This window comes from Pseudomonas sp. Pseusp88 (assembly GCF_047303955.1).
Taxonomy (GTDB): Bacteria; Pseudomonadota; Gammaproteobacteria; order Pseudomonadales; family Pseudomonadaceae; genus Aquipseudomonas.
This window is the reverse complement of the sequence record NZ_JBGLYM010000002.1, coordinates 208,953-234,984: the sequence shown is the minus strand read 5'-3', so window position 1 is coordinate 234,984 and position 26,032 is coordinate 208,953. Positions and strand designations below refer to the sequence as shown.

The window sequence follows — 26,032 nt, the reverse complement described above, 5'->3', positions numbered from 1 at the left end:
CGTGAAGCCGGCAAAAGGATCCATAAAAGCGCATGAATATGGGCTTTGCCCAAGGCTGGAGCGCCCCGCAAAGTCTGCTGAGGGCGGGCCGCAAAACGGCTGTTTCTACCAACCAGCCCGCACTTTTAACGCCATCTGCTGATTTCACGGTGTTGTAATGAAGGTGTGTTGCAGCGTTGCAATCACGGCTCTGGCGACCCGCTGGACCATGACCCAAACATACTTTCAGGACCGCACAAAATGAGCTTTCTTCGACCTAAATTCATTACGTTCGACTGCTACGGTACGCTGACTAATTTCCATATGGGTACCATGACCCGCGAACTGTTCGCCGACCGCGTGCCTGCCGAACAGATGGACCAGTTCGTCAAGGATTTCTCGGCGTATCGTCTGGATCAGGTCATGGGTGACTGGATGCCTTATGACGAGATCCTCAAGACAGCCCTGGCCCGCACCTGCAAGCGCTGGGGCGTCGAGTACCGCGAAGAAGGCCAGCTCTACTATGACGCCGTGCCGACCTGGGGGCCCCATGCCGACGTACCGGCAGGCCTGTCGAAAATCGCTGACAAGATTCCCCTGGTGATTTTCTCCAACGCCAGTGACAGCCAGATCATGTCTAACGTCGACAAGCTCGGCGCGCCCTTCCACAAGGTCTTCACCGCCGAACAGGCGCAGGCCTACAAGCCACGCCTGGCGGCATTTGAGTTCATGCTCGACAACCTTGGCTGCGGTCCGGAAGACATCCTGCATGTCTCGTCGAGCTTCCGCTACGACCTGTTCCCGGCCCATGACATGAAGATCAAGAACAAGGCCTTCGTCGCCCGTGGTCATGAAGTGCCGGCCAACGAGTTCTACGGCTACCGGCAGATCCCGGACATCGGCGGCCTGGCGGCTCTGGTCGGCCTGTAAGCAACCCACCCGGCATTTTTCCAGCCTGCACAACTGAGCAACGAAGGGGAACGAGATGCGCAATGAATCCTACTGGCTCGATACCGCACCGGTATTTACCGGCGCCCGGATGGGCGCGGTAGCCGGGCAGGTGGACGTCGTGATCGTCGGTGGTGGCTTTACCGGGCTCGCGGCGGCGCGGGCGTTGGTCCTCAAGGGTGCCAGTGTGGCGGTGCTGGAAGCCGGGCGGGTAATAGGTGAAGCCTCCGGACGCAATGGCGGCCAGTGCAACACCGGGGTCGCCCAGGATTATTCGGCACTCAGTGCCAGCCTGGGGCCGGACAAGGCCCGGGCATTTTATCGGGCCTATGAAAGTGCGGTGCAGAGTGTGGTCAGCCTGGTGGAGGAAGAAGGCATTGCCTGCGACCTCAAGCGTAACGGCAAGCTCAAGCTGGCGGCCAAGCCCATGCATTACGAGGGCATGGCCCGAACTTGTGAGTTGATTCGCCGGGAAGTGGATGCCGACGTCGAGTTGCTGACGGCGGCCCAGGCCCGTGCAGAAGTCGATTCCAGTGAATTTCATGGCGGCCTGCTGCAACGCAACGGGGTACAGATCCATGTCGGTCGCTTCGGCGTCGGCCTGGCTGAAGCCGCTGTACGGCACGGCGCGGTGATCTATGAGAACGCGGCGGTAAAAGACTGGAAAGCCAACAGCGGTGGTTATCAGGTCAACACCGCCAGGGGCTCGATCCAGGCGAAGCAGATTCTGCTGGCCACCGGTGCCTGCCAGCACGGCGGGCCCGGCTGGTATCGCCGTCGCATCGTGCCGGTGGGCAGTTTCGTGGTGGCCACCGAGGTATTGCCCCAGGCACTGACCGAGCAGTTGTTCACACAGCAACGCTCCTATGTCACCAGTCGCCTGATCGGCAACTACTTCCGCCTGACCCCGGACAATCGTCTGCTGTTCGGCGGCCGGGCACGTTTCGCCATGTCTGGTGGCAGCTCCGATGCCAAGAGTGGCGCGGTGTTGCAGGCGGCCATGAGTCAGATGTTTCCGCAACTGAGCAATACCCGTATCGATTACTGCTGGGGCGGCCTGGTGGATATGACCTCCGATCGCCTGCCGCGCGCCGGTGAGCACGACGGGGTTTTCTATTCGATGGGCTACAGCGGCCATGGTGTGCAGATGTCGGTACACATGGGCAAGGTCATGGCCGATGTCATGGACGGCAACACCAGCGCCAATCCCTGGCGCGAGCTGGACTGGCCTGCGGTCCCTGGTCATTTTGGCACGCCGTGGTTCTTGCCTCTGGTCGGGGCCTACTATCGCTATCAGGACAGCCGTTACTGATTTTTTGCTTCACCGTTGTCGTTTGCGCTTCAAGGACACTCCGGTCAACCGGGCATCTCCATTTTCGACAGGTAGAACTGATATGGCTGACAAGAAAGTCGAACCCCAACTGATTTCAGGCGAAGAAAGCCTGCGCGTTTTTGAAGGACTCAATCGTGGCCTGTCACGCCGCGATGCGTTGCGTATGTTGGGGGTGGCCGGGGTCGCCGCGGCGGGCGCGGGCAGTCTGTTCGGGGCGGCCGGCAAAGTCTTTGCCGATGACGCGGCCACACCTCTCAAGGGCAAGCCGGGCGGACGTATCCGGGTAGCGGGCATGTCCAGCTCCACCGCCGACACCCTGGACCCGGCCAAGGGCGCGTTGTCCACCGACTACGTGCGTCACTTCATGTTTTATAACGGCCTGACCCGCTTCGACAGCCACCTGGTACCGCAGCTGGAGCTGGCCGAGCGCATCGACAACGACAAGGCCACGGTCTGGACGATCACCCTGCGCAAGGACATCACTTTCCACAACGGCAAAGGTCTCAGTGCTGCCGACGTGGTGTTCTCCCTCAACCGCCACAAAGACCCGGCCACCGGCTCGAAAGTCATGCCGCTGATGGCCCAGTTCGCTGAAGTCAAGGCCACCGGTCCGCTGGAAGTGCAGATCACCCTGACTGCGCCTAACGCCGAGCTGCCTTCGATCCTCGCCGTATCGCACCTGTTGATCGTTCCTGAAGGCACCACTGACTTCAACCTGGGTGTGGGCACCGGGCCGTTCAAGGTCAAGGAGTTCAAGCCGGGCGTGCGCTCGGTCAGCGTGCGCAACCCAGGCTACTGGAAGCCGGGTCTGCCATATCTGGACGAGATCGAATTCATCGCCATCGGGGACGAGCCGTCCCGGGTCAACGCCTTGCTGTCCGGCGACGTACACATGATCAACGAGGTCAATCCGCGTTCGACCCAGCGCATTTCCGCCAGTGCCGGGCACCGGGTCGTGGATGCACCGTCGGGCAACTACACTGACCTGATCATCCGCCAGGACCAGATGCCGGGTCAGAACGCTGACTTCACCCAGGCCATGAAGTACCTGCTGGACCGGGAACAGGTCAAGTCAGCGGTGTTTCGTGGCTACGCGGTGGTCGGTAACGATCATCCGATCGCCCCGGGCTCGCGCTATCACAACGCCGACCTGCCACAACGTGCCTACGACCCGGAAAAAGCCAAATTCCTGCTCAAGAAAGCGGGCATGGAAAAGATCAGCATGCCAGTGGTCTGTTCGCCGGCCGCCACCGGTTCGGTGGATATCGCCGTGCTGTTGCAGCAATCGGCCAAGTCTGTGGGCCTGAACCTCAATGTCAATCGCGTGCCCAGCGACGGCTACTGGTCCAACCACTGGATGAAGCACCCGCTGAGCTTCGGCAACATCAATCCGCGCCCCAATGCTGATGTGATCTTCTCGCAGTTCTTCCAGTCCACCGCACCGTGGAACGAGTCGGGCTGGAAGAACGAGCAGTTCGACCAGTTGCTGATGTTGGCCCGTGGCGAAACCGACGACGCCAAGCGCGCAAAGATGTACGCCGACATGCAGACCCTGGTCAGCGACAACTGTGGCATCGGCATCCCGGTCTTTATCAGCAACATCGACGGTGTAGACCAGCGTATCAAGGGCTACAGCAGCAACCCCCTGGGCGGTTTCATGGGTTACATGTTCAGCGAGCAGGTCTGGCTGGACGCGTGATTGCGGTACGAACCGATTGATGCGGAGCAGGATTATGAATAGCAACACGCTGTGGCTGATCGGCAGGCGCTCCGGCGCTGCGATCTTGACGTTGTTGATCGTGTCGATGGTGGTCTTCGCCATCACTGCCGTGCTCCCCGGAGACGCGGCACAGCAGGCCCTCGGACAGTTCTCGACCCCTGAACAGGTCGCGGCGCTGCGCGTGAAAATGGGTCTGGATCAGCCGGGCGTGGTGCGTTACCTGCATTGGTTGCTGGGGCTGCTCAGCGGCGATCTGGGCACTTCGGTGTCCAGTGATATGCCGGTCAGCGAGCTGATGGCAGGCCGCGTCCCCAACACCATGATGCTGGCTGCGGTCACCGCGCTGGTCTCGGTGCCGGTGGCCCTGACCGTGGGTATAGGTTCGGCCATGGGCCGGGGCGGGCGCATCGACAGTATCCTGAGCTTCATCACCCTGGCTCTGGTAGCGGTTCCGGAATTTTTGGTAGCGACCCTGGCGGTGCTGGTGTTCGCCGTCAATCTGGGCTGGTTGTCAGCCTTATCCTACGCCGCCGACATTCATTCGCCGTGGCAATTCCTGCGCACCTACGCATTGCCGGTGATGACCCTATGTTTCGTCATCGTCGCGCAGATGGCGCGCATGACCCGCGCCGCAGTGATCGACCAACTGGACAGCCCGTACGTGGAAATGGCCCGGCTCAAGGGTGTCAGCCCCGTGCGGATTGTCCTGCGCCACGCCTTGCCCAATGCTATCGGGCCGATTGCCAACGCCGTGGCGTTGAGCCTGTCGTACCTGCTGGGCGGGGTGGTGATCGTCGAAACCATCTTCAACTATCCCGGCATCGCCAGCCTGATGGTCGATGCCGTGACCAACCGCGACATCGCTCTGGTCCAGGCCTGCACCATGCTGTTTTGCACGGCCTACCTGGGGCTGGTGCTGCTGGCCGACCTGTGCGCCATTCTTTCCAATCCGAGGCTGCGAACCCAATGAACAAACTCATTGTGACATCGACGCCAGCGACCCCCGACCTGGCCCTTGGCAAGATCTCCCACGGCTCTTCATGGCTCGGCCTGCTGGGTGCCGTGATGTGCTTCTTCTGGCTTCTGGTGGCGTTGTTCGGCCCGTCCCTGGCCCCTCATCCGGTGGGCGAAGTGGTGTCGGACAACGTCTTCGACGTGCTCAGCCTGGCCCATCCATTCGGCACCGATTACCTGGGCCGCGACATGCTCAGCCGGGTGCTGGTCGGCGCCCGATTCACTGTTGGCCTGGCGCTGATTTCCGCCGTCCTGGCCAGCGGCCTGGGCACCACCTGCGCACTGCTGTCGGTAATGGCGCCGAAATGGCTGGATGAAATCATCAGCCGTTTCATGGATGCCTTTATCTCCATTCCGAGCAAGATGCTCGCATTGATCATGGTCTCGGCCTTCGGCTCCTCTGTGCTCCTGTTGATCTGTACGGCGGTGCTGAGTTTCATGCCCGGCGCGTTCCGTATTGCCCGCAGCCTGGCGGTCAATATCGAGGCCCTGGAGTACGTGCAGGTCGCCCGTACCCGTGGCGAGCGGCGCCTGTATATCGCCTGCGTGGAGATCCTGCCGAACATGATCAACCCGGTACTGACCGACCTGGGCCTGCGTTTCGGTTTCATTGTTCTGCTGCTCAGCGGCATGAGTTTCCTCGGCCTGGGCGTCCAGCCACCGGATGCCGACCTCGGTTCGCTGGTGCGGGAAAATATCGGCGGTCTCAATCAGGGCGCTCCAGCCCTGGTGATCCCGGCCCTGGCCATCGGCACCCTGACCATTGGCGTGAACCTGTTTATCGACCGGATTTCCTCACGTCGCAGCCGCCGTTCGGGAGGGCATTGAGATGACGCAGTTGATTCGGGTCCAAGACCTGCGCGTAGTTGCCTCGGGCGAGCGTGGCGAGACCGAAATCGTCAAAGGCGTGAGCTTTTCCCTGGAAAAAGGTGAAGTGCTGGCGTTGATCGGCGAGTCCGGGTCCGGCAAGACCACCATTGCCCTGGCGCTGCTGGGCTACGCCCGGCGTGGCTGCCGTCTGGCCAGCGGCGTGGTGCAGGTCGGCGAGCATAATATGCTTGGCCTGGATGAAGGCCAGCTACAGCGTTTGCGTGGCAATCGTGTGTCCTATATTGCCCAGAGCGCCGCAGCGGCGTTCAACCCGGCGAAGAAGCTGATCGACCAGGTGATCGAAGGCGCTCTGATCCACGGTCTTGGCACCCGCAGCGCCCTGACCGCCAAGGCCATCGGCCTGTTCCGTGACCTGTCCCTGCCAGACCCGGACAGGATCGGCGAGCGCTATCCTCATCAGGTTTCCGGCGGCCAGTTGCAGCGTGTCATGGCAGCCATGGCCCTGATCAGCGATCCCCTGCTGGTAGTGCTGGACGAACCGACCACGGCCCTGGACGTCACCACTCAGATCGATGTGCTGCGTGCCTTCAAGCGCGTGGTGCAGGATCGCGGCGCCACGGCGGTGTATGTTTCCCACGATCTGGCGGTGGTGGCGCAGATGGCCGACCAGATCGTCGTACTCAATGGCGGCCAGGTCATCGAGCAGAGTGGTACCGCTGCCTTGTTGCGTGGCCCGGCCGAGGAGTACACCCGCAGCCTGCTGGCTGCGGCTCGCCCTGACGCCAAACTGTCCCCGGCCAGTGAAGTGGCTCAGGACGTGACGCTGCTGACCATCAAGGGCATGACCGCTGGCTACGGCAAGAAGAACCTGCAGGGCATGCCGATGATTCGTGTGCTCGAAGACATCGACCTGACCGTGCGCCGGGGTCAGGCCATCGGCGTGATCGGTGAGTCAGGCTCGGGCAAGTCGACCCTGGCCCGGGTGGTTGCTGGTCTGCTTGATCCCGCCAAGGGCGAGCTGCTATTCGATGGCAAGCCGCTGTCCGGCACTCTTTCCGGGCGCACTGCGGATCAGTTCCGCCGTATCCAGATGGTCTTTCAGAACGCCGACACCGCGCTGAACCCGATGCACAGCGTCAGCACTATTCTGTCGCGGCCATTGAAAATGTACTTCGGCCTCAAGGGCGCGGCCCTGCGCCAGCGCATCGACGAGTTGATGGACCTGGTGCGCCTGCCGCGCAACCTGGCCGAACGTCGGCCCAACGAACTGTCCGGCGGTCAGAAGCAACGGATCAACCTGGCCCGGGCCCTGGCGGCCAAGCCCGACCTGATCCTCTGCGATGAGGTGACGTCTGCCCTGGACACCGTGGTTGGCGCGGCGATTCTCGAACTGTTACGCGACCTGCGTCGAGAACTGGGCGTGTCCTACCTGTTTATCAGCCACGACATTTCCACGGTGCGCGCCCTGTGCGACGACATCGTCGTCATGTACAGCGGTCACAAGGTCGAGGAGGGCACCCGGGAAGCTTTCAGCCGTGCACCATTCCATCCTTACACCGACCTGCTGGTCAACTCGGTGCCGGAGCTGCGCCAGGGCTGGCTGGAAAGCTGCGGCAGTACCAGCGGCAAGCTGCCGCCGATCAGTTCACTGACCAACACCGGGGAACTGTGCACCTTCCTCAATCGCTGCCCGGTGCGGGTCGACGGTCTATGCAACAAGACCGCGCCGGGACGCCGGGTCATCAGCGGTAACAGTGAAGTCCTCTGCCACCTGGACAGCTCCGAACTTGAGGGCAGCCAGATCAATTCGAACAACATGATTGTGGGGGCCTACGCATGAAAGGGCGTTTCGTAAGACTGGGCGAGCGCGAGCGGCCGACGGTCAGCCTGTTGGTTGACGGCGCACCGATCAGCGCCTTGCAGGGCGACACCCTGATGGTTGCGCTGCTGACCCATGGCGCCGCGCTGCGTCAGTCGGAGTTCGATTCCGGGCGCCGGGCCGGCTTCTGCCTGATGGGGGCATGCCAGGACTGCTGGGTCTGGACTCGCAGTGGTGAACGCCTGCGTGCCTGCTCCAATGAAGTCCGTGAGGGGCTGGACATAGTCACTACACAACCGGAGGCAAAATGGCCACTCCACGGGTAGTCATAGTCGGTGCCGGGCCTGCGGGCACACGCTGCGCCGAAACCCTGCTTGCTGCGGGTATCAAGCCGATCCTGATCGACGAAAACCGTCGCGATGGCGGGCAGATCTACCGCCGCCAGCCGGAAGGCTTCACGCGCGATTACGCCACGCTGTACGGCACCGAGGCGGACAAGGCCAAGGCTTTGCACCAAACCTTTGACCGCCTGCGCAGTCAGCTCGATTACCGCCCTGACACTCTGGTGTGGAATATCGCCGAGGGCCAGTTGTTCTGTGTCAGCCAGGGCCGACACTCGACCATTGATTACGACGCGCTGATCCTTTGCACCGGCGCCACCGACCGGCTCATGCCACTCAAGGGCTGGCAACTGGCGGGGACCTACAGCCTCGGCGGCTCGCAGATTGCTCTCAAGGCGCAGTCGGTGTCCATCGGCCACAGCGTGGTGTTCATGGGCAGCGGGCCGCTGCTGTATCTGGTCGCCAGCCAATATGTGAAGGCCGGGGCCAGGGTGGCTGCCGTCCTCGACACCTCGCCGCTGCGCAAACGCATTGCCGCACTGCCCAAGTTGCTGGCACGCCCGGCGTTGCTGTGGACCGGCATGAAGCTGCTGGCGCGGTTGTACCTGGCCGGGGTCAAGGTGCATCTCGGGGTGCAGCCGCTACAGGTGTTGGGCGATGAATATAACGGCGTCAGCGGCGTGAGCTTCAAGACCGGCAGCGGCAGTGTGATGCAGATCGAGGCCGATGCCGTGGCCCTGGGATATCACCTGCGCCCGGAGACCCAACTGGCCGATCTGGCAGGTTGCCAGTTGCAGTTCGACGATGTGTCCGGACAGTGGTTGCTGGCCGTTGACGATGAAGGCCGCACCTCGATACGCGGCGTTTATGCGGCAGGGGACGGCGCTCGAATTCGTGGCGCCGATGCTGCTGAGCAGGCCGGGCGCCTGGCTGCCATGGCGCTGTTGGCTGATCAGCAGTTGCCCGTGGATGCCGCTGTCCGCCAGCAACATAAAGAATCCCTGGCGGTGATGGAGCGCTTTCGTGTCGGCCTGTCCGAAGCCTTTCCGTGGCCTGCGGCGCAGGCCAGGGCATTGCCCGATGAAGCGATCGTCTGTCGTTGCGAAATGATCACGGCCGGTGAACTGCGTGGTGCAGTTCGGCAAAAGGGCGCCTGCGAGGTCAACCGCGCCAAGGCCTTCAGCCGGGTAGGCATGGGCCGTTGCCAGGGACGATATTGTGCTCAGGGCGGTGCCGAGGTGATTGCTGCCGAAGTCGGTATACCGGTGATGGAAGTCGGCCGCCAGCGCGGCCAGGCGCCGGTCAAACCGCTGTCGATGCAGATGGAAGAGGTGATTTCATGACCGTGCAAAAAAGCGATGTGCTGATTGTCGGTGGCGGCTTCATGGGCACCGCTTCGGCATTTTTCCTGCGTCAGCGCGGCCACTCGGTGACTTTGCTGGAGCGCGACCAGGTCGGCCAGTACGCCAGTGGCGTGAACTTCGGCAATGTCCGCCGCCAGGGCCGCCATCTCGCCCAGCTGGACCTGGCCAACCGCTCCTGGGCCTTGTGGAAACGCCTGCCGCAGTTGATTGGCGAGGACCTGGAGTTCCTCCCCAGCGGGCATATGCGGGTGTGCTACGACGAAGCCCATATCGATGAGCTGCGTGCTTATGCCGCCGCCCCCGAGGCCCGTGAGCTGGATCTGGAAGTAATCGCGGGCAAGGCGTTGCACGAACGGTTTCCTTTCCTCGGGCCTGAGGTCAAGGGTGGTTCCTATGCCCCCCACGACGGTCACGCCAACCCGCGTCTGGCCGCGCCGGCCTTTGCCCGTGCGGCGACTCGCGCCGGGGCCAGGGTCGAGGAGGGAGTTGAGGTATTGGATGTGCAGAAGGTCGGTGACGAGTTCCAGGTCACTACGGCCGATGGCCGACTGTTCGCCGCTGCCAAGCTGTTGATTACCGCCGGCGCCTGGGGCTCGAAACTGTCCGAGCAGTTCGGCGAGCCGGTGCCTCTGGAAACCCATGGCCCGCAGATGGCTGTCACCGAACCGGTGCCGTATTCCCTGCCGACGGTAATCGGCGTCTACACCAGAATCCCGGAAGAAGTGATCTATTTCCGTCAGATCGAGCGCGGCAACATCGTCATTGGCGGTGGTTACCGCAGCCGTCCGGACATGCTCAATCGCCGCGCTCACGTCGAACCGCGCAGCACCCTCAATCAGATCCAGCAGATGCGCCGTCTGCTGCCGGCTGCGGTCAACCTGAACATCATCCGGGTCTGGAGTGGCATCGAAAGCTATACCCCTGACTCCCTGCCAGTGATCGGCGCCAGCGGCAAGGTCGACGGTTTGTTCTATGCCTTCGGCTTCTGCGGTCATGGCTTTCAGCTCGGCCCCGGGGTAGGCGACGTGATGGCGCAATTGATCAGCACCGGCCAGACCAACACCCATATCGAACCCTTTGATATCCGCCGCTTCAGCCCGGCGCCGACCCTGTCATCGGCTGAATCGCCGAGCCTTCAACTGACGAGCAAAGTCTTATGAAACCCCGTGTACTGGACATCCTCAAGCGCCTGATCGGCTTCGACACGGTGTCATCGGAATCGAACCTGGCGTTGATTGAATACGTGCGTGAACTGCTGGCGGGCAAGGGCATCGAGTCGCTGATCGTCAAGGACGAGACCGGACATAAGGCCAACCTGTTCGCCAGCACCGGGCCAAAGGAACAGCAGGGCATCCTGCTCTCCGGCCACACCGACGTCGTGCCGGTGGCGGGGCAGGCCTGGACCGTACCGCCGTTCGAAGCCACGGTGAAGAATGGTCGGGTCTATGGCCGTGGCACCTGCGACATGAAGGGTTTTATCGCCCTGGCCATCGACGCCATGCTTGATGCCGCCGAGCTGAATTTGACCCGTCCGCTGCAACTGGCGCTGTCCTATGACGAAGAAATCGGTTGCGTCGGCGTACGACGCCTGATCGACGTGCTGGACATGGCCACCCTGCGGCCGTTTCTGTGCGTGATAGGTGAGCCGACCCAGATGCAGTTCGCCGTCGGCCACAAAGGCAAGAGTTCCTACCGCACCTATTGCCGTGGCCAGGAAGCGCATTCGTCCCTGGCGCCACGGGCGATCAACGCGGTCCATCTGGCCAGCGATTTCATCTCGGTACTGCGTGACAGCCAGAAGCGCGTAGAACAACAGGGCCAGCGTGACGAGGGTTACGACATTCCCTACAGCACCGTGCATATCGGCAGAATCGACGGCGGCAAGGCGCTGAATATCGTGCCCAACCTCTGCACCCTGGAATTCGAATTCCGCAACTTGCCCCAGGACGATCCGGATCTGCTTTTGAACGAACTGCGCGAGCGTGCCGAAGCCCTGGTGCGCGAGGCACGTCAGGTGTCAGGCGTGGCTGATATCGAGATCGAAGTGATGAACGAATACCCGGCGCTGGATACTCACCCCAGCGTCCAAGCCGTGCGTCTGCTGCACAACTTTGCCGCCGCCGGTACGGAACATATCAAGGTGTCCTTCGGTACCGAAGGCGGGTTGTTTGCCAACCGCCTGAATGTGCCGGTGGTGGTCTGCGGGCCCGGCTCCATCGAGCAGGCGCACAAGCCCGACGAGTTTATCGATGACAGCCAGATGCTCGCTGGCGAGCGTTTCCTGCACAGCCTGCTTGGTTCGCTGAAGCAGTAGAGCCTGCCGTAGGACCGGGAAATTCAGCAGTCGACGCTGCTGCTGCGGCGCTTTCAGCATCCTGCTCCGGGACGCCTGCTTAGACTGGCGACTGACACACATCCCGGATCAGGACTCGACCATGCTCAAGCATCATTTGCAGGACCCCAGCCTTTTAGTCGAACTCGCTTATATCGATGGCCAGTGGCTGGCTGCCGACGACGGCGCCACCCTCGATGTGACCAACCCGGCGACGGGTGAGATTCTGGCCCGGGTTCCAGCCCTGCAAGGCGGGGAAACCCGTCGGGCCATCGAGGCAGCCGAGCGGGCCTGGCCGGCCTGGCGAGCGCGCCCGGCGGCTGAACGCGCGGCACTGTTGGAGCGCTGGTATCAGGCCATGCTCGATAACCTCGACGACCTCGGCCTGATCATGACCCTGGAGCAGGGCAAACCGCTCAACGAAGCCAAGGGCGAGATTCGCTATGGCGCCAGCTTCGTCAAATGGTTTGCCGAAGAAGCGCGCCGCTCTTACGGTGAGACGATCCCGGCACCCAGCGCTGACCGCCGGCTGATGACCCTCAAGCAGCCGGTGGGTGTGTGTGCGGCTATCACCCCGTGGAATTTCCCCAATGCAATGATCACTCGCAAATGTGCGCCGGCCCTGGCGGCGGGTTGCCCGATCATCGTCAAGCCTTCGGACCTGACCCCGCTGTCGGCCCTGGCCCTGGCCGTGCTGGCTGAGCGCGTCGGTATTCCGGCCGGGGTCTTCAACGTCGTGACCGGCATGCCCGTAGGCATCGGTGAGGAGCTGACCGGCAACCCGGCGGTACGCAAGATCTCCTTTACCGGTTCCACCGCCGTGGGCCGTCTGCTGATGCGCCAGAGCGCCGAGCACATCAAGCGCCTGAGCCTGGAACTGGGCGGCAATGCACCGTTTATTGTCTTCGATGATGCCGACCTGGAGCAGGCCATCGCCGGCATTATGCTGAGCAAGTTCCGCAATGCCGGGCAGACCTGCGTCTGCGCCAACCGCATCCTGGTGCAGGACGGCATCTATGAACGCTTCGCCCAACGCCTGGTGGAGGAGGTAGGCAAGCTCAAGGTTGGCGATGGTATGGACGAAGGTGTGACCATCGGCCCGCTGATCAACCCGGCGGCAGTGAGCAAGGTCGCACGACATATCGACGATGCCCTGAGCCAGGGCGCTACGCTGCTGTGCGGCGGCATCCCGGACGGAGATAGCCAGTTCGTCCAGCCCACGGTACTGGGCGATACCCACGCCGGCATGTTACTGGCCAACGAAGAGACCTTCGGCCCCGTTGCCCCGCTGATGCGCTTTACTGATGAAGCCCAGGCGCTGGCGCTGGCCAATGCCACACCCTATGGCCTGGGCGCTTACTACTTCACCCAGGACCTGCGTCGCTCATGGCGTTTCGGCGAAGCACTGGAGTTCGGCATGGTCGGCCTCAATACCGGGATCATTTCCATGGAAGTGGCACCGTTCGGTGGCGTCAAACAGTCGGGCCTGGGCCGCGAAGGCTCCAGCTACGGTCTGGATGAATACCTGGAAGTGAAGGCATTTCATGTCGGCGGCCTTTAATCATCGATTGCACAGCCGGTGACGGCATCGGTCAGGAAATCATGCCTGAGGGCCTGCGCGCACTGGAAAAGGTCGCGCAGAAATGGCAGCTCGAACTTGAGGTGAAAGTCTTCGGGTGGGCGGCCAACTGCGACTATTACCTGGAGCGCGGCAAGATGGAGGGTGAACGACTGTAGTAGTGAACTGTGGGAGCGAACTCATTCGCGAAGACGGTATTACAGACAATACAAATACGTCGGATGTACTGGCCTCTTCGCGAATGAATTCGCTCCCACATCATTCGCTCCCGCCGTTGGCCCTAAAGCGTAAGGTTCAGTAACCCTGCCCGCGATCTACCTGCCCGAGCATCTTTTCCCCACGCTCAAAGCGGCGAATATTCTCCAGCAACCCGGCAAAGGCACTTTCCGGTTGGGTCATGGCGGCGATATGAGGGGTCAGCATGATCTGCGGATGCTTCCAGAATGGATGATCCGGTGCTGCCGGTTCCTGTTGCAGCACATCCAGAATTGCCGCGCTCAATTGGCCGCTGTCCAGCGCTTCGAGCAAGTCGTTTTCACGCAGATGCCCGCCACGACCCATATTGATCAGCGCTGCGCCTTTGGGCAGTTGCGCGAACAGCGCTTTGTCGAGGATACCCTCGGTCTGTTCGGTCAGGGGTAACACGCACAGGAGAATGTCGCACCGGGACAGAAAGGCCGGCAGTTGCTCCGCTCCGGCATGACACTCGACGCCGTCAATCTCATGCTGGCTGCGAGCCCAGCCGGACAGGGCAAAACCGAACGGTTTCAGGCTTGCCAGAATATGCTGCGCCTGCAGGCCCAACCCCATGACACCCACCCGGCGCCTGCTCGCGGGCACCAACCGATGAGCCTGCCATTGTCCGGCCACCTGTTGTTGGCGATAGCACAGCATGTCGCGATGCAGGCTGAGCACGGCCCAGTTGGCGTACTCGCACATGCCGCGACTGATGCCCGGATCGAGCAAGCGAACCACTGGCAGGCTCGGCGGTATGCGGCTCAGATCCAGTTGATCGACCCCCGCCGACAAGGCGAACAATACTTTGAGATTGGGCAGCACGGTTGCCAGGTCGTCCGGCGCCTGCCAGGCGGCCAGATATTCGACTTCTGCACCGTCGCCGATGTCCGGCCAGGCGCGCCATTGGATATCCGGGGCGTGTTCGGCAAACAACGCCTGCCACTGTTCGCCGCGCGCAGGGTCAGCTTTGTAGAGCAGCGCCATGGGCATTTCCTGGTTAAAGAAGAGGGGCGTCCATGATGCCGCAACGGCGGAGCATGATCTGTTGAAAGTACAGGGCAAAACAGTGGATCCGGGTTTCTGAGCGGGCAAGTTCGGCGTAGATCATTTCGCCGAACGATTAACCTGAACAGCATCGCAGCCACTTGCCGGTTGCCGGGCTCACTACGCGGCTCACTACCTACAGGAACAATCATGAACAGCAAAGTCGACGAAGCACACCATTTACTGCGCCAGCGTGAACAGTTTGTACCGCGCGGAATTGTCAATGCGCACCCACTGGTCATCGACCGCGCCCAGGGCTCGGAGCTGTGGGATGTGGATGGCAAGCGCTATCTGGATTTCGTTGGCGGCATCGGCGTGCTCAACATCGGTCATAACCACCCCAATGTGGTCAAGGCGGTGCAGGGCCAGTTGAGCAAGATTACCCATGCCTGTTTCCAGGTCGCGGCTTATCAGCCTTATATCGAACTGGCCAAGCGCCTGTCACAAATGGTCGGCGGAGAAGTGGCACACAAAGCCGTGCTCTTCACCTCGGGCGCCGAGGCGGTGGAAAACGCCATCAAGATTGCTCGCGCCCATACCAATCGTTCTGCAGTCATTGCCTTCCGCGGCGGCTTCCACGGCCGTACCTTGCTGGGCACTACCTTGACCGGCATGAGCCAGCCCTACAAACAGAATTTCGGTCCGTTTGCCCCGGAGATCTTCCATACCCCGTACCCGAACGAGTACCGCGGTTTCAGCAGCGACATGGCTCTGGCTGCGCTGAATGAACTGCTGGCGACTCAGGTCGCGGCGGATCGCGTCGCCGCCATTATTATTGAGCCGGTACAGGGCGACGGTGGTTTCCTCGCCGCGCCAGTGGAGTTCCTCAAGGCACTGCGCAAGCTCACCGAGCAACACGGCATTGTACTGATCCTTGATGAGATCCAGACCGGCTTCGGTCGTACCGGCAAGATGTTCGGCTTTCAGCACGCTGGCATTCAGCCGGACCTGGTCACGGTGGCCAAGAGCCTGGCCGGCGGTTTCCCGCTGTCGGGCGTGGTCGGTCGTGCCGAGATCATGGACGCACCCTTGCCCGGCGGCCTTGGCGGCACCTACGGCGGTAATGCCCTGGCCTGTGCTGCAGCGCTGGCGGTGATCGACACCTACGCCGAGGAGAAACTGGTGGAACGCGGCCAGGTGCTGGGTGATCGTCTGCGCGATGGCCTGCTCGCGTTGCAAGCGCGCTACCCGCGTATCGGCGACGTACGCGCTACCGGTTTCATGGTAGCCATCGAGCTGATCAAGGGCGATGCAGAGCGCAGCCCGGATGCCGACCTGACTCAGCAACTGATTGATCAGGCTCGGGTCGGCGGTCTGTTGGTCATCAAGTGCGGGGTGTATCGCAACGTCATGCGTTTCCTCGCGCCGCTGGTGACCACCGAAGCGCAGATCGACGAAGCCCTGGGCATTCTCGACGGTGCTCTGGCACGTATCTTGATCGCCTGACCACTGGCATCGCGGGTCGGTTCGACAAGGATCGGCCAGCGGGCATACCGGGATGAACTGGAGGTTGTACCTGCCATGGGGCTGACTGAATACCGCGCATTGCTGATCGACTGCGACGAAGTACTGGTGGATCGGGATTCGGGCGTCTGGGCGGCCTTGCAGCCGCTGCTGGAAAACCGCCTTGAGGCGCCGGACAAGGGGCAGATTCTGGCCGAATACAAGGACGTGATTCGCTCGCTGTATCCGCGCTACGCGGAACTTGGCTTCAGCGGCATGCTGTGCTTTGCCCATCGGCAGATGGCCGAGCGCCTGGCGATCAAGTCCAGCTGGGAAGAGGGCATGAGCTTCGCCCGCTCGGTACCGGGCTGGACCTTGTTCGAGGATGTACCGGGTGCGATGCTGTACTTGCGCAAGTTTTATCACCTGCGGGTATACGCCGACCGTGATGTGGAGGATCGTGGTGTCTTGTGCGAGCGCCTGGGCCTTTTGCCTGAGCATCTGCTGTCTTTGGCCGACAATCCGCTGGACGGCAGCGACTGGCTGGGGGAACTGGACATTGACCCTGCGGACACGCTGTTGCTGTCGCGGCCACCGGCCCAGGCGCTGGGAGACGGTGGCCTGTGCCTGATCCGCCGTGGTGCCGCCGAACATCGTAAAGCTTGCCCGGCAGACTTCTGTATCAGCAGCATGGCCGACCTCGTGCGACAGCATCAGTTGTCTTTAAGGTGCTGATTTTGTTAGAAGGTAGGCCTGTATCGAATAGTTACCAAGCAAGAGGCGTGTGATGGAAGGGTTGGTCAAACTGGACCGGATCGATATCAATATCCTGGTCGAACTGCAAAAAGACGGCCGCATGACCAACGTCAGCCTGGCGGATGCTGTAGGTCTGTCGGCAAGCCCTTGTCTGCAACGTGTCAAGCGCCTGGAGTCAGCGGGCTACATTTCCAGCTACAAGGCCCATCTCAACCTGGCGAAGATTACCGATTCGGTAACGGTCTTCACCGAGGTCTCTCTGAGCGATCACAAGCGCGAAGACTTCGCCAAGTTCGAGGCCAATATCCGTCTGGTTGACGAAGTGCTCGAGTGCCACCTGATCAGCGGTGGCTACGACTACCTGGTGCGCTTCATGACCCGCAGCATCCAGCACTATCAGGAGGTGGTAGAGGAGCTGCTGGACAAGAATATCGGTATCTCCAAGTACTTCAGCTACATCGTCATCAAGTCGCCGGTGATGAAGGATGGCGTGCCGTTGCGCAAGTTGTTGCGGCATTGACAGCTGACGGGACAGCCCGGTTTTGTCACCTTGTTGGAGCGAGGCTTGCCCGCGAAGGGGCCAGCGCTTCCCATACGGTTTCTGAGTCTGGAGTATCGATTTCGCGGGTAAGCCTCGCTCCAACGGGCTTGTGCTGGCGTGCACAATAGGGTCTGATGCTGCCCCAAAAACACCGGGGTCATCCATGCAGTCGCTGTTGAACGAAATCCTCGACGAAGTACGTCCTCTGATCGGCCAGGGCAAGGTCGCCAACTACATTCCGGCCCTGGGTGGCGTCAATCCGAATCAACTGGGTATTGCCGTGTACAGCAACGATGGTGAGCTGTATCACGCTGGCGATGCCGGCACGCTGTTCTCGATCCAGAGTATTTCCAAGGTGTTCAGCCTGGTCCAGGCCATTGGTCACACCGGGGAGGACATCTGGCAGCGACTGGGCCATGAGCCTTCCGGGCAGCCGTTCAACTCTCTGGTGCAGCTGGAATTCGAGCGCGGGCGGCCACGCAATCCGTTCATCAACGCCGGGGCTTTGGTGATCTGCGACATCAACCAGTCACGCTTTGCCGCGCCGTCGCTGTCGATGCGCGATTTCGTCCGGCGCCTGTGCAGTAATCCGAAGATCGTCTCCGATGCCGTGGTGGCCGAGTCGGAGTATCAGCACCGCTCGCGCAACGCGGCGGCGGCCTATCTGATGAAGTCCTTTGATAACTTCCACGGCGATGTCGAGGCGGTACTGCGCAGCTATTTCCATCACTGTGCCCTGAGCATGAGTTGTATCGACCTGGCCAAGGCCTTCAGTTTCCTGGCCCATGAAGGCTTTTGTGTCCATAGCGGCGAGCAGATTCTCACGCCGCGCCAGACCACCCAGCTCAACTCCATCATGGCCACCAGCGGGCTGTACGACGAGGCCGGCAACTTCGCTTATCGCGTCGGCCTGCCGGGCAAGAGCGGGGTGGGCGGCGGGATCGTTGCGGTAGTGCCGGGGCAGTTCTCGGTATGCGTCTGGTCGCCGGAGCTGAACGCGGCAGGCAACTCCCTGGTGGGTATGGCCGCCCTGGAAAAACTCAGTGCCCGGATCAACTGGTCGGTGTTCTGATTCGCTCAGTCATGGCAGAATCATATCTTTGGATGGCTTAGCCATTTCCAGGGGTTATCAATCATGGCGCTGGATATCGATGCGGTGCAGGCCTTTGTACTGGTGGCCGATCTCAAGAGTTTTACCCGGGCGGCGGAGATCATCGACACCACGCAGTCGGCGGTCAGCCTGAAAATCAAGCGTCTTGAAGACACCCTCGGCCGTCGCCTGCTGGAGCGCACACCGCGCAAGGTCAGGCTGTCCGCCGAGGGCAGCACCTTCCTCGCCGCTGCCCGTAACCTGCTGGTAGCCCATCAGGGCGCCATCGGTTCCTTCGAGCAACCGCAGCAACGACTGGTAGTGGGCATCAGCCATCACATCATCGGCGCGGAACTGCCATTGCTGCTCAAGCACCTCAAGGCCGTGCAGCCCAATCTGCAGATCGAACTGCATATCGGTACTTCCCGGGATATCCGCGATGCCTTCGACCGTGGCCTGCTTGGCGGTGCCCTGGTGCTGGGCTATGACAACCGGCGCCGGGATGGCGAAGTGGTGTTCAAGGAGCAGTTTGCCTGGATGGCCGCCGAGGACTTCGAACATCGTCCCGGCGAGCCTCTGCGCCTGGCCACCCAGCCGGCGCCCTGCAGCATGCGCGCGATGGCGACGTCGCTGCTGGACGAGGCGGGGGTTGCCTGGACCGAGGTGTTTGTCGGTGGCGGCATGAGCACCATCGGTGCGGCGGTCAGCGCCGGGCTGGCTGTGGCGGCACTGGCCCGGCGTGTGGCCCCTGCCGGACTGGTGGATGTCGGTGCGAAACTGGGCCTGCCGATACTGCCGAGCCGCGAAGTGATCCTTTATTCCAGCGCCTCGACACCTCAGGTGCGCGGTGTCCTGCAGACTCTGGCGTCGGCGGTTCGCTCGACGGCTAATGCCTGATCAGCAACACGATCAGCAGGGTCAGGCCGATGATCAGCGCCGCACCCGCCAGCAAGCCCCATAGATGAGCACGCAACTCTGCGTTCATCTCAGTTGTTCCAGCTCGGGCCGGGCGAGATAGAGCACTTCATAGACGCTCTGGCCTTCAACCGTTTGCGCCGATGCCGCAGACAACCGGAAACGCAGCAGTTGCCAGGCATCGGCATCCAGTGCGGTCCAGGCGACCAGGGTATCGCTGCTGTCGGCCAACAGTTGGTTGCGTTGGATTTCATGCTTCAGCACTTGCTCGCGATCTGCCGAGGCAGCCAGGGGAACAACTTCCTTGTAGAGGGCCAAGGCGTTGCGTGCCGGCCCTAGCCGGGCATCAAGGGTCAGCCAGGTATGCACGTGCGGGCGACCAAACGAATCAATCACGCCCTGAAAACTCTCGCCGGTCAGGAAGGCCGTCGCGGCGGATGTGTCGCGCCACAGATAGATCGATGCATACAGGTTGCCATTGGCGCCGTGGCGATTTTTCTCTGTGGCGACGAAGGCCTTGCAGGCGAGGCCCTGACGATCGTCCCACAACGGCCCGCGATCGGCTGCGCGCTGGCGGATCAGTTGCAGGTCGTAGTCGGCGGGGAGGCGATGAGAATACTGCATGGTCAACATGGCGAAGCTCCTGTGAATGGAAGACAGGAACCAGAGTGCGACGTGGTCGCCCCGAGTAACAGACCGCTGCGGGCATAGGTGTGATGGGTTTTGGAAATCATTCGAGAGGCCGGCACCGTCAGTGCAGCAGCCCGATGGTTGGCGATGGGGGGCCTGAGTCAGGCGCTCTGCTTCCAACCTCCGGTCTTAAACAGCACAACCATTCAAGGCGTTCTCCCGGAGCAGGTCTAGTCTTCATCACCTTACCCCGCTCAACCACATAGAGGACGCACCCATGGCTACGCTGAAGGTCAAAGATGGTACCGAGATCTACTACAAGGACTGGGGCACCGGGCAGCCGATCGTGTTTTCCCATGGCTGGCCGCTGGACGGCGATGCCTGGGATGCGCAGATGGTATTCCTCGGCCAGAAGGGTTATCGGGTCATCGCCCACGACCGTCGTGGCCATGGCCGTTCGGGCCAGTCGTGGGAAGGTAACGAAATGGACACCTACGCCGATGACCTGGCTGAGCTGTTCGAAGCACTGGATCTGAAAGACGCGATCATGATCGGCCACTCCACCGGTGGTGGCGAAGTGGCGCGTTATATCGGTCGCCATGGCACTTCCCGAGTGGCCAAGGCTGTGCTGATCGGCGCCGTGCCGCCGGTCATGCTCAAGAGCGCGAGCAATCCTGAAGGTTTGCCAATCGACGTGTTCGATGGCATTCGCGCTGGCGTTACCGCCGACCGCTCGCAGTTCTTCAAGGACCTGCCAGTTCCGTTCTATGGCTATAACCGCGAGGGAGCGAAGGCTTCCCAGGGTGTGATCGATGATTTCTGGCGCATGGGCATGCTCGGTTCGATCAAGGGCGAGCTGGACTGCATCAAGGCGTTCTCGGAAACCGACTTCACCGAAGACCTGAAGAAAATCGACGTGCCGACCCTGGTCCTGCACGGTGATGACGACCAGATCGTGCCGATCGATGCTTCCGGGAAGAAATCCGCCAAGCTGATCAGCGGTTCGACCCTGAAGATCATTGCCGGTGGTTCCCACGGTATGTGCACCGTGATGGCCGACGAGATCAACGAGATTCTGTTGGGCTTCATCAAGGGCTGATTGCCTTTGTCTGCCTAATATGTGGGACCGGCTTGAACCGGGAAGATGCAGGCATGTGAATACATTTCTATCGCCTGTCATATTGCCTTCCCGCTCAAGCCGGTCCCACAATAATGGCTCTGCGGCTCCCGCGATTATTCTCGGTCAGCAGTCTGCACAGCCTGCGGCCAACCCCCTCCCAATGCCCTGAACGTCGACACTGCCGCCCTGGCATCGTTGGCGTGCAGTTGCGCCAGTTGATCCCGTGAGGTGAGCAACAGGCGGTCTTCGTCGAGGACTTCCACCAGGCTGATGGCCCCGCCTTTGTAAGCATCTTCGGCGGCTGCGCGAGCCACCTTGTGGGCTTCGACTTCCTGATTCACATCCAGACGCTGGGCTTCCAGTTCGGTCAGGGTGACGATGGCGTTTTCCACGTCTTCGGCAGCCTTGAGCATGGCCTGGCGGTACTCGGCCAGGGCCTCGGCGTTGGCGCCTATGGCCTGGGCGACTTCAGCGTCGACGCGACCGAAATCGAACAGCCGCCAATGCAGGCCGATCGCTGCCTGTGGCTGGAAAGACGAAGAGCCGATCAACGAACCACTGTGCAGACTTTCGAAGCCCAGCAGGCCGGATAGCGACACCTTCGGGTAGTACTCGGCGATGGACTCGCCGATGCGCGCATTGCTGGCGGCCAGGCGACGTTCGGCGGCGATCACGTCGGGGCGGCGGCGCAGGAGGCTGGCGGGACCTTCGCTGTCGTTGATGGTCGGCACCTTGTAGGTCTGCGCCGTGGTCAGCAGTTCCTTGGCATAGGTGCCGGGTTGGGCAGCCATCAGCACGTCCAGGCGATTGAGTTGCAAAGCCTGTTCGGTGCGCAACGGTGGCAGCGTGGCGCGGGCCTGGGACACCAATGCCTGGGCCTGAGCTTGCTCGCGTTGAGTGGCCAGGCCACTGCGCAAACGATCATTGACCAGGGCCAGCAGGCCGGATTCGGTCTTCACCTGTTCCTCTGCCAGAGCGATGCGCTGCTGTGCGCCACGAATGCGAAAATAGGCATCGGCAGCTTCGGCGGCAACGGAAATGCGCACCCCGGCATGGCTGGCTTCGGCGGCCTCGGCTTCGGCGCTGGCGGCTTCTTCGCCACGTTTTAGCCCGCCGGCCAGATCGGCCTCCCAACTGGCGCCGGCACCGAGATTTTCCAGGGTCTGGTTGCGCTTGTAGCCGGGGAAGGCGCTGCCGATTTCACCCAGCGGACTGTTCAGCGACTGACGTTGGCGTACGGCCTGAGCGTCCAGCGCGCCCTGGGGCAGGCGCTCGGCACCGGCATGACGGGCCACGGCGCGGGCTTGTTCGATCCGGGCCAGGGACACTTGCAGATCGAGATTCTGTGCAAGTACCCGGTCAATGATGCGGCTCAGTTCCGGATCGGCGAAACCGTTCCACCAGGTATCCAGGGCCGGAGCCGGGGCTTCACCGACGCGCTGTTGCAAGCGGGCCTGGTTGGTGTATTGCGCGGTCAGGGTATTGCCAGGGGCCTGATAATCCGGGCCGACGGTGCAACCAGTGATGGCGAGGAACAGGGCACTCAGGGCGAAGCGTTGAAAGCTGGACAGGAACATGGCGGCACTCTCGTCAACAAAACAAAACTCTCTGATCGTGGAACCGGCTTTAGCCGGGAATGCGTAATCCCGGCTAAAGCCGGTCCCACAGGAACGCTCTGCAGTCTTCAATGGGCATCAGCCGAAGGCGCAGCAGGCGGGGCCACCTTGTGCATCAGCGGCACCATCAGCGTGGCGACGATGAAGCAGACCATGATTGCCAGGAACGCGTCGGAGTAGGTCTGGGTCTGGGCTTCGCGCAGGGTCAGCAACCACAGTTGATGCAGGGCGGCGGTGTTGCCTTCGCTGCCGGTCTGACCCATTGCCGCGAGGTTGCTGCCAACCTGGCTCAGCCACTGGTTCATGGCCTCGTTGCTGCTGTTCAGGTGTTCGGCCATGCGGGTGAAGTGCAGGTTGGTGCGGTCGTTGAGGATGGTGGCACAGGCGGCGATACCGATGGCGCCGCCGAGGTTACGCATCAGGTTAAACAACCCCGAGGCCTGCTTGAGCCGGGACATGGCCAGGCCACCCAGGGTCAGGGTCACCGCCGGCGGCACCGCCATCTGCTGAGCGATGCCGCGCAGGGCCTGGGGTAGCATCAGTTCCTTGCCGCCCCAGTCGTGGGTGATCGGTGAAAAGTCCCACATCGACAGGGCAAACAACGCAAGACCAAGCATCATGATCCAGCGCAGGTCGACGCGGTTGGCGAGGAACGCATAGACCGGTATCGACGCCAGCTGGAACACCCCGGTGGAGAATACGGCCAGGCCAATGTCCAGAGCGCTGTAGCCGCGAACCCGGCCAAGGAACAGCGGGGTCAGGTAGATGGTGGCGAACAGGCCGATACCGGTGACGAAAGAGAAGAAACAGCCGAGCGCAAAGTTGCGCTCGCCCAGGGCACGCAGGTCGACGATGGGATTCTTGACCATCAGGGTGCGGCTGATAAAGGCCAGGGCCGAGATCCCGGAAATCCAGGCGGTGGTGAGGATGACCTGATCGCTGAACCAGTTCCAGCGTGGGCCTTCTTCCAGGGTGTATTCCAGGCAACCGAGGAACAGCGCCATGAAGATCATGCTCAGGTAATCGGCACCCTTGAGCAGAGACAGGTCCGGCTCGTCGATTCGCACCAGGATCGGCACGACAATGGCGACGAACACGCCTGGCACCAGGTTGATATAGAACAGCCAGTGCCAGGACGAGACTTCAGTAATCCAGCCACCGATCACCGGGCCCAGGGTCGGCGCCAGGGAGGCGATGGCGCCGATGGTTGCCGCAGCTATAACCTTCTGTTTACCGGTGAAGAACATAAAGGCCGAGGTGAACACCATGGGGATCATCGAGCCGCCGAGGAAACCTTGCAGGGCACGAAAGGCGATCATGCTCTGGATATTCCAGGCCGCGCCGCAGAGCATGCTGGTCAGGGTGAAACCCACGGCGGACATGCAGAATAGCCAGCGGGTGGAGAACACCCGGGACAACCAGCCCGACAGGGGGATGACGACGATTTCGGCGATCAGGTAACTGGTCTGCACCCAGGCGGTTTCGTCAGCGCCGGCCGACAAGCCGCCGCCGATGTCCCGCAACGACGCGGAGACGATCTGGATATCCAGCAGGGCGATGAACATGCCGATACACATGGTGGCGAAGGCAAACACTTTCTGCGCGGTAGGCATCGAGGCCGCATCGAAATGTGCCGGGGCAGGGCGGGCCGGACTGGCACTGACGGTACTCATTGCACTTTGCTGCCGTTGGCGGCGGCGACTGCGGGTTCGTCGACGGAACCGGCCTTGGTATCAACTTCAGCCGTCACCGACAGGCCCGGACGTAATTTGCCCAGGGTATTGTCGGCCGCATCGAGGCGTACCCGCACCGGCACCCGCTGGACGATCTTGGTGAAGTTGCCGGTGGCGTTCTCCGGCGGCAGTACGCTGAATTGCGCGCCCGTCGCCGGTGCCAGGCTGTCCAGGTGACCGTGGAAGACCCGGCCCGGCAGCACATCGGCATGGATGCTCACCGGCTGGCCAGGCAACATATCGGCCAACTGATCCTCCTTGAAGTTGGCATCGACCCACAGGCCACTGGCCGGAACCACCGCCAGCAACTGAGTGCCCGCTGCGGCAAAGGCGCCGACCCGGGCGCGGCGATTGCCGATCACGCCATCGATGGGCGCGCGCAATTCGGTGTAGCCGACATTCAACTGCGCCAGGTCACGTTCGGCCCTGGCCTGCATCAGAGCAGCGCGGGCCTGTTGTTTCTGGGTGGCGATCACATCCAGCTGACGTTGTGCGGCGAGCAGACTGGCCTGGGCCTTGGCACCGTTGGCCTGGGCGGTCTTGAAGGTAGCGTCTGCGCGCTGGGCACTTTCCAGGGACACCGCCGAACGGCTGGCCAGTTCCTTGTAACGTACGTTGTCATCGCGCGAGCGCACGGTTTCTGCTGATGTGGCGTCGATTCCGGCCTTGGCCTGGCCGATCACCGCCTGTTGCAGTTGCTCGGTGGCCTGCAGATTGGCCAGCAAGGCTTCTTCGGCGGCGATGGCGCCCTCGGCCTTGTGCAGAGTGGCGAGGTAATCGCGATCGTCGATCTTCACCAACAGGTCGCCGGCATGCACGAACTGGTTGTCGATGACTTTCAGCTCGGTGATATAGCCCGAGACTTTCGGCCCGATTACCGTGACATCGCCGCCGATATAGGCATCGTCGGTGGATTCGATAAAGCGCCCGGTAGTCCACCAGTGCAGGCCATAGAGCACGGCGGCAACCAGGGCGGCAATGACGAGCAGTGCCAGTGCCAGGCGTTTGAGCAGCGTCGGTTTGGGCTTTTCCAACGTGCTGGCGGCGGCCGTATCGCTGGCCGGGAGAGAACTGTTCATCACGGTTTACCTGTCGAAGGCGAAGTGGAGGCTTTAAGGAGGGCGTTGCGATAGGCCTGGCGACGTTCCCGGCCGGTTTCCATGCGCCAGCGGTTCTGTGCGCTGGCATGAGGCAGGGAGCGCAGGCTGTGGGTGGTGAAGCTGATCGGCTTACCGGTGCGGGCGTCGGTGAGGATCAGTTCCACCGGCTCGCCGCTTTGGTCGTCGACCAACTGGATCGCCGGCTGGCCATTGGAGAAATGCTTGCCGCCCCAGGCCATCATCATCAGCACCACCGGACGGAACTCACGACCACGAGGGGTCAGCAGGTAGTCATGGCGCGGCGGCTTTTCGCTATAAATATGGCGTTCCAGAACACCGGCTTCGACCAACTCGTTGAGGCGGCGGGTCAGGGTGTTGGGGGCAATGCCCAAGCTGTTCTGGAATTCGTCGAAGCGGCTGAGGCCGTAGAAGGCGTCACGCAGGATCAGGATATTCCACCACTCACCGACGTGCTCCAGGCTCAAGGCCACCGGGCAATTCATGTGTTCAAAGCTTTTGTGCTTCATGAACGGGGCCCTCGCAGGTC

Annotated in this window: 23 protein-coding genes and 1 pseudogene; 18 read left to right on the top strand and 6 right to left on the bottom strand. The window is 61.9% G+C overall.

All coding sequences use genetic code 11. The features are described 5' to 3' along the window. The first annotated feature begins 240 nt into the window (after window positions 1-240). The 12 genes and pseudogenes from ACCD02_RS03450 to ACCD02_RS03395 all read left to right on the top strand — a co-directional run. On the top strand, window positions 241-909 hold the full coding sequence (locus ACCD02_RS03450) for a haloacid dehalogenase type II (RefSeq protein ID WP_413298573.1): 669 nt from the start codon (window positions 241-243) through the stop codon (window positions 907-909). Between the two features lie 55 nt (window positions 910-964). Next, the gene (locus tag ACCD02_RS03445) at window positions 965-2,239 is read left to right on the top strand and encodes an NAD(P)/FAD-dependent oxidoreductase (RefSeq protein WP_413298572.1); all 1,275 of its coding nucleotides are present in this window, start codon (window positions 965-967) and stop codon (window positions 2,237-2,239) included. 82 nt (window positions 2,240-2,321) lie between these two features. After that, a complete protein-coding gene (locus ACCD02_RS03440) occupies window positions 2,322-3,959 on the top strand; it encodes an ABC transporter substrate-binding protein (protein ID WP_259109137.1) in 1,638 nt (545 codons plus the stop codon). A gap of 34 nt (window positions 3,960-3,993) precedes the next feature. Continuing rightward, entirely contained in the window at window positions 3,994-4,950 is a 957-nt protein-coding gene (locus ACCD02_RS03435; RefSeq protein ID WP_413298571.1) for an ABC transporter permease, read from the top strand. Then, the gene (locus ACCD02_RS03430; RefSeq protein ID WP_413298570.1) at window positions 4,947-5,822 is read left to right on the top strand and encodes an ABC transporter permease; all 876 of its coding nucleotides are present in this window, start codon (window positions 4,947-4,949) and stop codon (window positions 5,820-5,822) included. The genes ACCD02_RS03435 and ACCD02_RS03430 overlap by 4 nt, the downstream gene beginning before the upstream one ends. Before the next feature lies 1 nt (window position 5,823). Continuing rightward, the gene (locus tag ACCD02_RS03425) at window positions 5,824-7,665 is read left to right on the top strand and encodes an ABC transporter ATP-binding protein (RefSeq protein ID WP_413298569.1); all 1,842 of its coding nucleotides are present in this window, start codon (window positions 5,824-5,826) and stop codon (window positions 7,663-7,665) included. Then, on the top strand, window positions 7,662-7,970 hold the full coding sequence (locus ACCD02_RS03420; protein ID WP_413298568.1) for a (2Fe-2S)-binding protein: 309 nt from the start codon (window positions 7,662-7,664) through the stop codon (window positions 7,968-7,970). The genes ACCD02_RS03425 and ACCD02_RS03420 overlap by 4 nt, the downstream gene beginning before the upstream one ends. Continuing rightward, on the top strand, window positions 7,952-9,328 hold the full coding sequence (locus tag ACCD02_RS03415) for an FAD-dependent oxidoreductase (protein WP_413298567.1): 1,377 nt from the start codon (window positions 7,952-7,954) through the stop codon (window positions 9,326-9,328). The genes ACCD02_RS03420 and ACCD02_RS03415 overlap by 19 nt, the downstream gene beginning before the upstream one ends. Further along, window positions 9,325-10,509, top strand: coding sequence for an NAD(P)/FAD-dependent oxidoreductase (locus ACCD02_RS03410; protein WP_413298566.1), 1,185 nt, complete (start codon window positions 9,325-9,327; stop codon window positions 10,507-10,509). Before ACCD02_RS03415 ends, ACCD02_RS03410 begins: the two co-directional genes overlap by 4 nt. Then, entirely contained in the window at window positions 10,506-11,663 is a 1,158-nt protein-coding gene (gene argE / locus ACCD02_RS03405) for an acetylornithine deacetylase (protein ID WP_413298565.1), read from the top strand. The genes ACCD02_RS03410 and argE overlap by 4 nt, the downstream gene beginning before the upstream one ends. A gap of 121 nt (window positions 11,664-11,784) precedes the next feature. Further along, window positions 11,785-13,242 (top strand): NAD-dependent succinate-semialdehyde dehydrogenase, encoded by a 1,458-nt coding sequence (locus ACCD02_RS03400; protein ID WP_413298564.1) that lies wholly within the window; start codon window positions 11,785-11,787, stop codon window positions 13,240-13,242. 41 nt (window positions 13,243-13,283) lie between these two features. Then, a pseudogene (locus ACCD02_RS03395) lies at window positions 13,284-13,400 on the top strand (tartrate dehydrogenase); the annotation flags it as partial. Window positions 13,401-13,554: 154 nt separating this feature from the next. Here the strand turns inward: ACCD02_RS03395 and ACCD02_RS03390 are convergent. Continuing rightward, window positions 13,555-14,481 carry a 2-hydroxyacid dehydrogenase gene (locus tag ACCD02_RS03390; RefSeq protein ID WP_413298563.1) on the bottom strand — a complete coding sequence of 309 codons (927 nt, stop codon included), beginning with the start codon at window positions 14,479-14,481 and terminating at the stop codon, window positions 13,555-13,557. Window positions 14,482-14,691: 210 nt separating this feature from the next. On the opposite strand from ACCD02_RS03390, the gene gabT reads away from it, so the two are divergent. The 5 genes from gabT (at window position 14,692) to ACCD02_RS03365 (ending at window position 19,268) form a co-directional block, all read left to right on the top strand. Continuing rightward, window positions 14,692-15,987: a 4-aminobutyrate--2-oxoglutarate transaminase gene (gene gabT / locus ACCD02_RS03385; protein WP_413298562.1), complete on the top strand. Its 1,296-nt coding sequence runs from the start codon at window positions 14,692-14,694 to the stop codon at window positions 15,985-15,987. Window positions 15,988-16,062: 75 nt separating this feature from the next. Next, window positions 16,063-16,719 carry an HAD family hydrolase gene (locus ACCD02_RS03380; RefSeq protein ID WP_413298561.1) on the top strand — a complete coding sequence of 219 codons (657 nt, stop codon included), beginning with the start codon at window positions 16,063-16,065 and terminating at the stop codon, window positions 16,717-16,719. Between the two features lie 52 nt (window positions 16,720-16,771). Next, window positions 16,772-17,260 (top strand): Lrp/AsnC family transcriptional regulator, encoded by a 489-nt coding sequence (locus ACCD02_RS03375; RefSeq protein ID WP_259109110.1) that lies wholly within the window; start codon window positions 16,772-16,774, stop codon window positions 17,258-17,260. Window positions 17,261-17,444: 184 nt separating this feature from the next. After that, window positions 17,445-18,353, top strand: a complete 909-nt coding sequence (gene glsB, locus ACCD02_RS03370) for a glutaminase B (RefSeq protein WP_413298560.1) — start codon at window positions 17,445-17,447, stop codon at window positions 18,351-18,353. 63 nt (window positions 18,354-18,416) lie between these two features. Beyond that, entirely contained in the window at window positions 18,417-19,268 is an 852-nt protein-coding gene (locus ACCD02_RS03365) for a LysR family transcriptional regulator (RefSeq protein WP_413298559.1), read from the top strand. A gap of 84 nt (window positions 19,269-19,352) precedes the next feature. Here ACCD02_RS03365 and ACCD02_RS03360 read toward each other — a convergent pair whose 3' ends face one another. Beyond that, window positions 19,353-19,919: a DUF4865 family protein gene (locus tag ACCD02_RS03360; protein ID WP_413298558.1), complete on the bottom strand. Its 567-nt coding sequence runs from the start codon at window positions 19,917-19,919 to the stop codon at window positions 19,353-19,355. A gap of 274 nt (window positions 19,920-20,193) precedes the next feature. Here ACCD02_RS03360 and ACCD02_RS03355 point away from each other — a divergent pair, with 274 nt between their 5' ends. After that, a complete protein-coding gene (locus tag ACCD02_RS03355) occupies window positions 20,194-21,015 on the top strand; it encodes an alpha/beta fold hydrolase (protein ID WP_413298557.1) in 822 nt (273 codons plus the stop codon). A gap of 134 nt (window positions 21,016-21,149) precedes the next feature. Here the strand turns inward: ACCD02_RS03355 and ACCD02_RS03350 are convergent, their stop codons facing one another. From ACCD02_RS03350 to ACCD02_RS03335, 4 genes are all read right to left on the bottom strand, one after another. After that, complete coding sequence (locus ACCD02_RS03350; protein WP_413298556.1) at window positions 21,150-22,613, bottom strand: efflux transporter outer membrane subunit; 1,464 nt, start codon at window positions 22,611-22,613, stop codon at window positions 21,150-21,152. A gap of 107 nt (window positions 22,614-22,720) precedes the next feature. Further along, complete coding sequence (locus ACCD02_RS03345; RefSeq protein ID WP_413298555.1) at window positions 22,721-24,325, bottom strand: DHA2 family efflux MFS transporter permease subunit; 1,605 nt, start codon at window positions 24,323-24,325, stop codon at window positions 22,721-22,723. Next, window positions 24,322-25,464, bottom strand: coding sequence for an HlyD family secretion protein (locus tag ACCD02_RS03340; protein ID WP_413298554.1), 1,143 nt, complete (start codon window positions 25,462-25,464; stop codon window positions 24,322-24,324). The genes ACCD02_RS03345 and ACCD02_RS03340 overlap by 4 nt, the downstream gene beginning before the upstream one ends. Further along, window positions 25,464-26,012, bottom strand: coding sequence for a winged helix-turn-helix transcriptional regulator (locus tag ACCD02_RS03335; RefSeq protein WP_413298553.1), 549 nt, complete (start codon window positions 26,010-26,012; stop codon window positions 25,464-25,466). The genes ACCD02_RS03340 and ACCD02_RS03335 overlap by 1 nt, the downstream gene beginning before the upstream one ends. Between the last annotated feature and the right edge of the window lie 20 nt (window positions 26,013-26,032).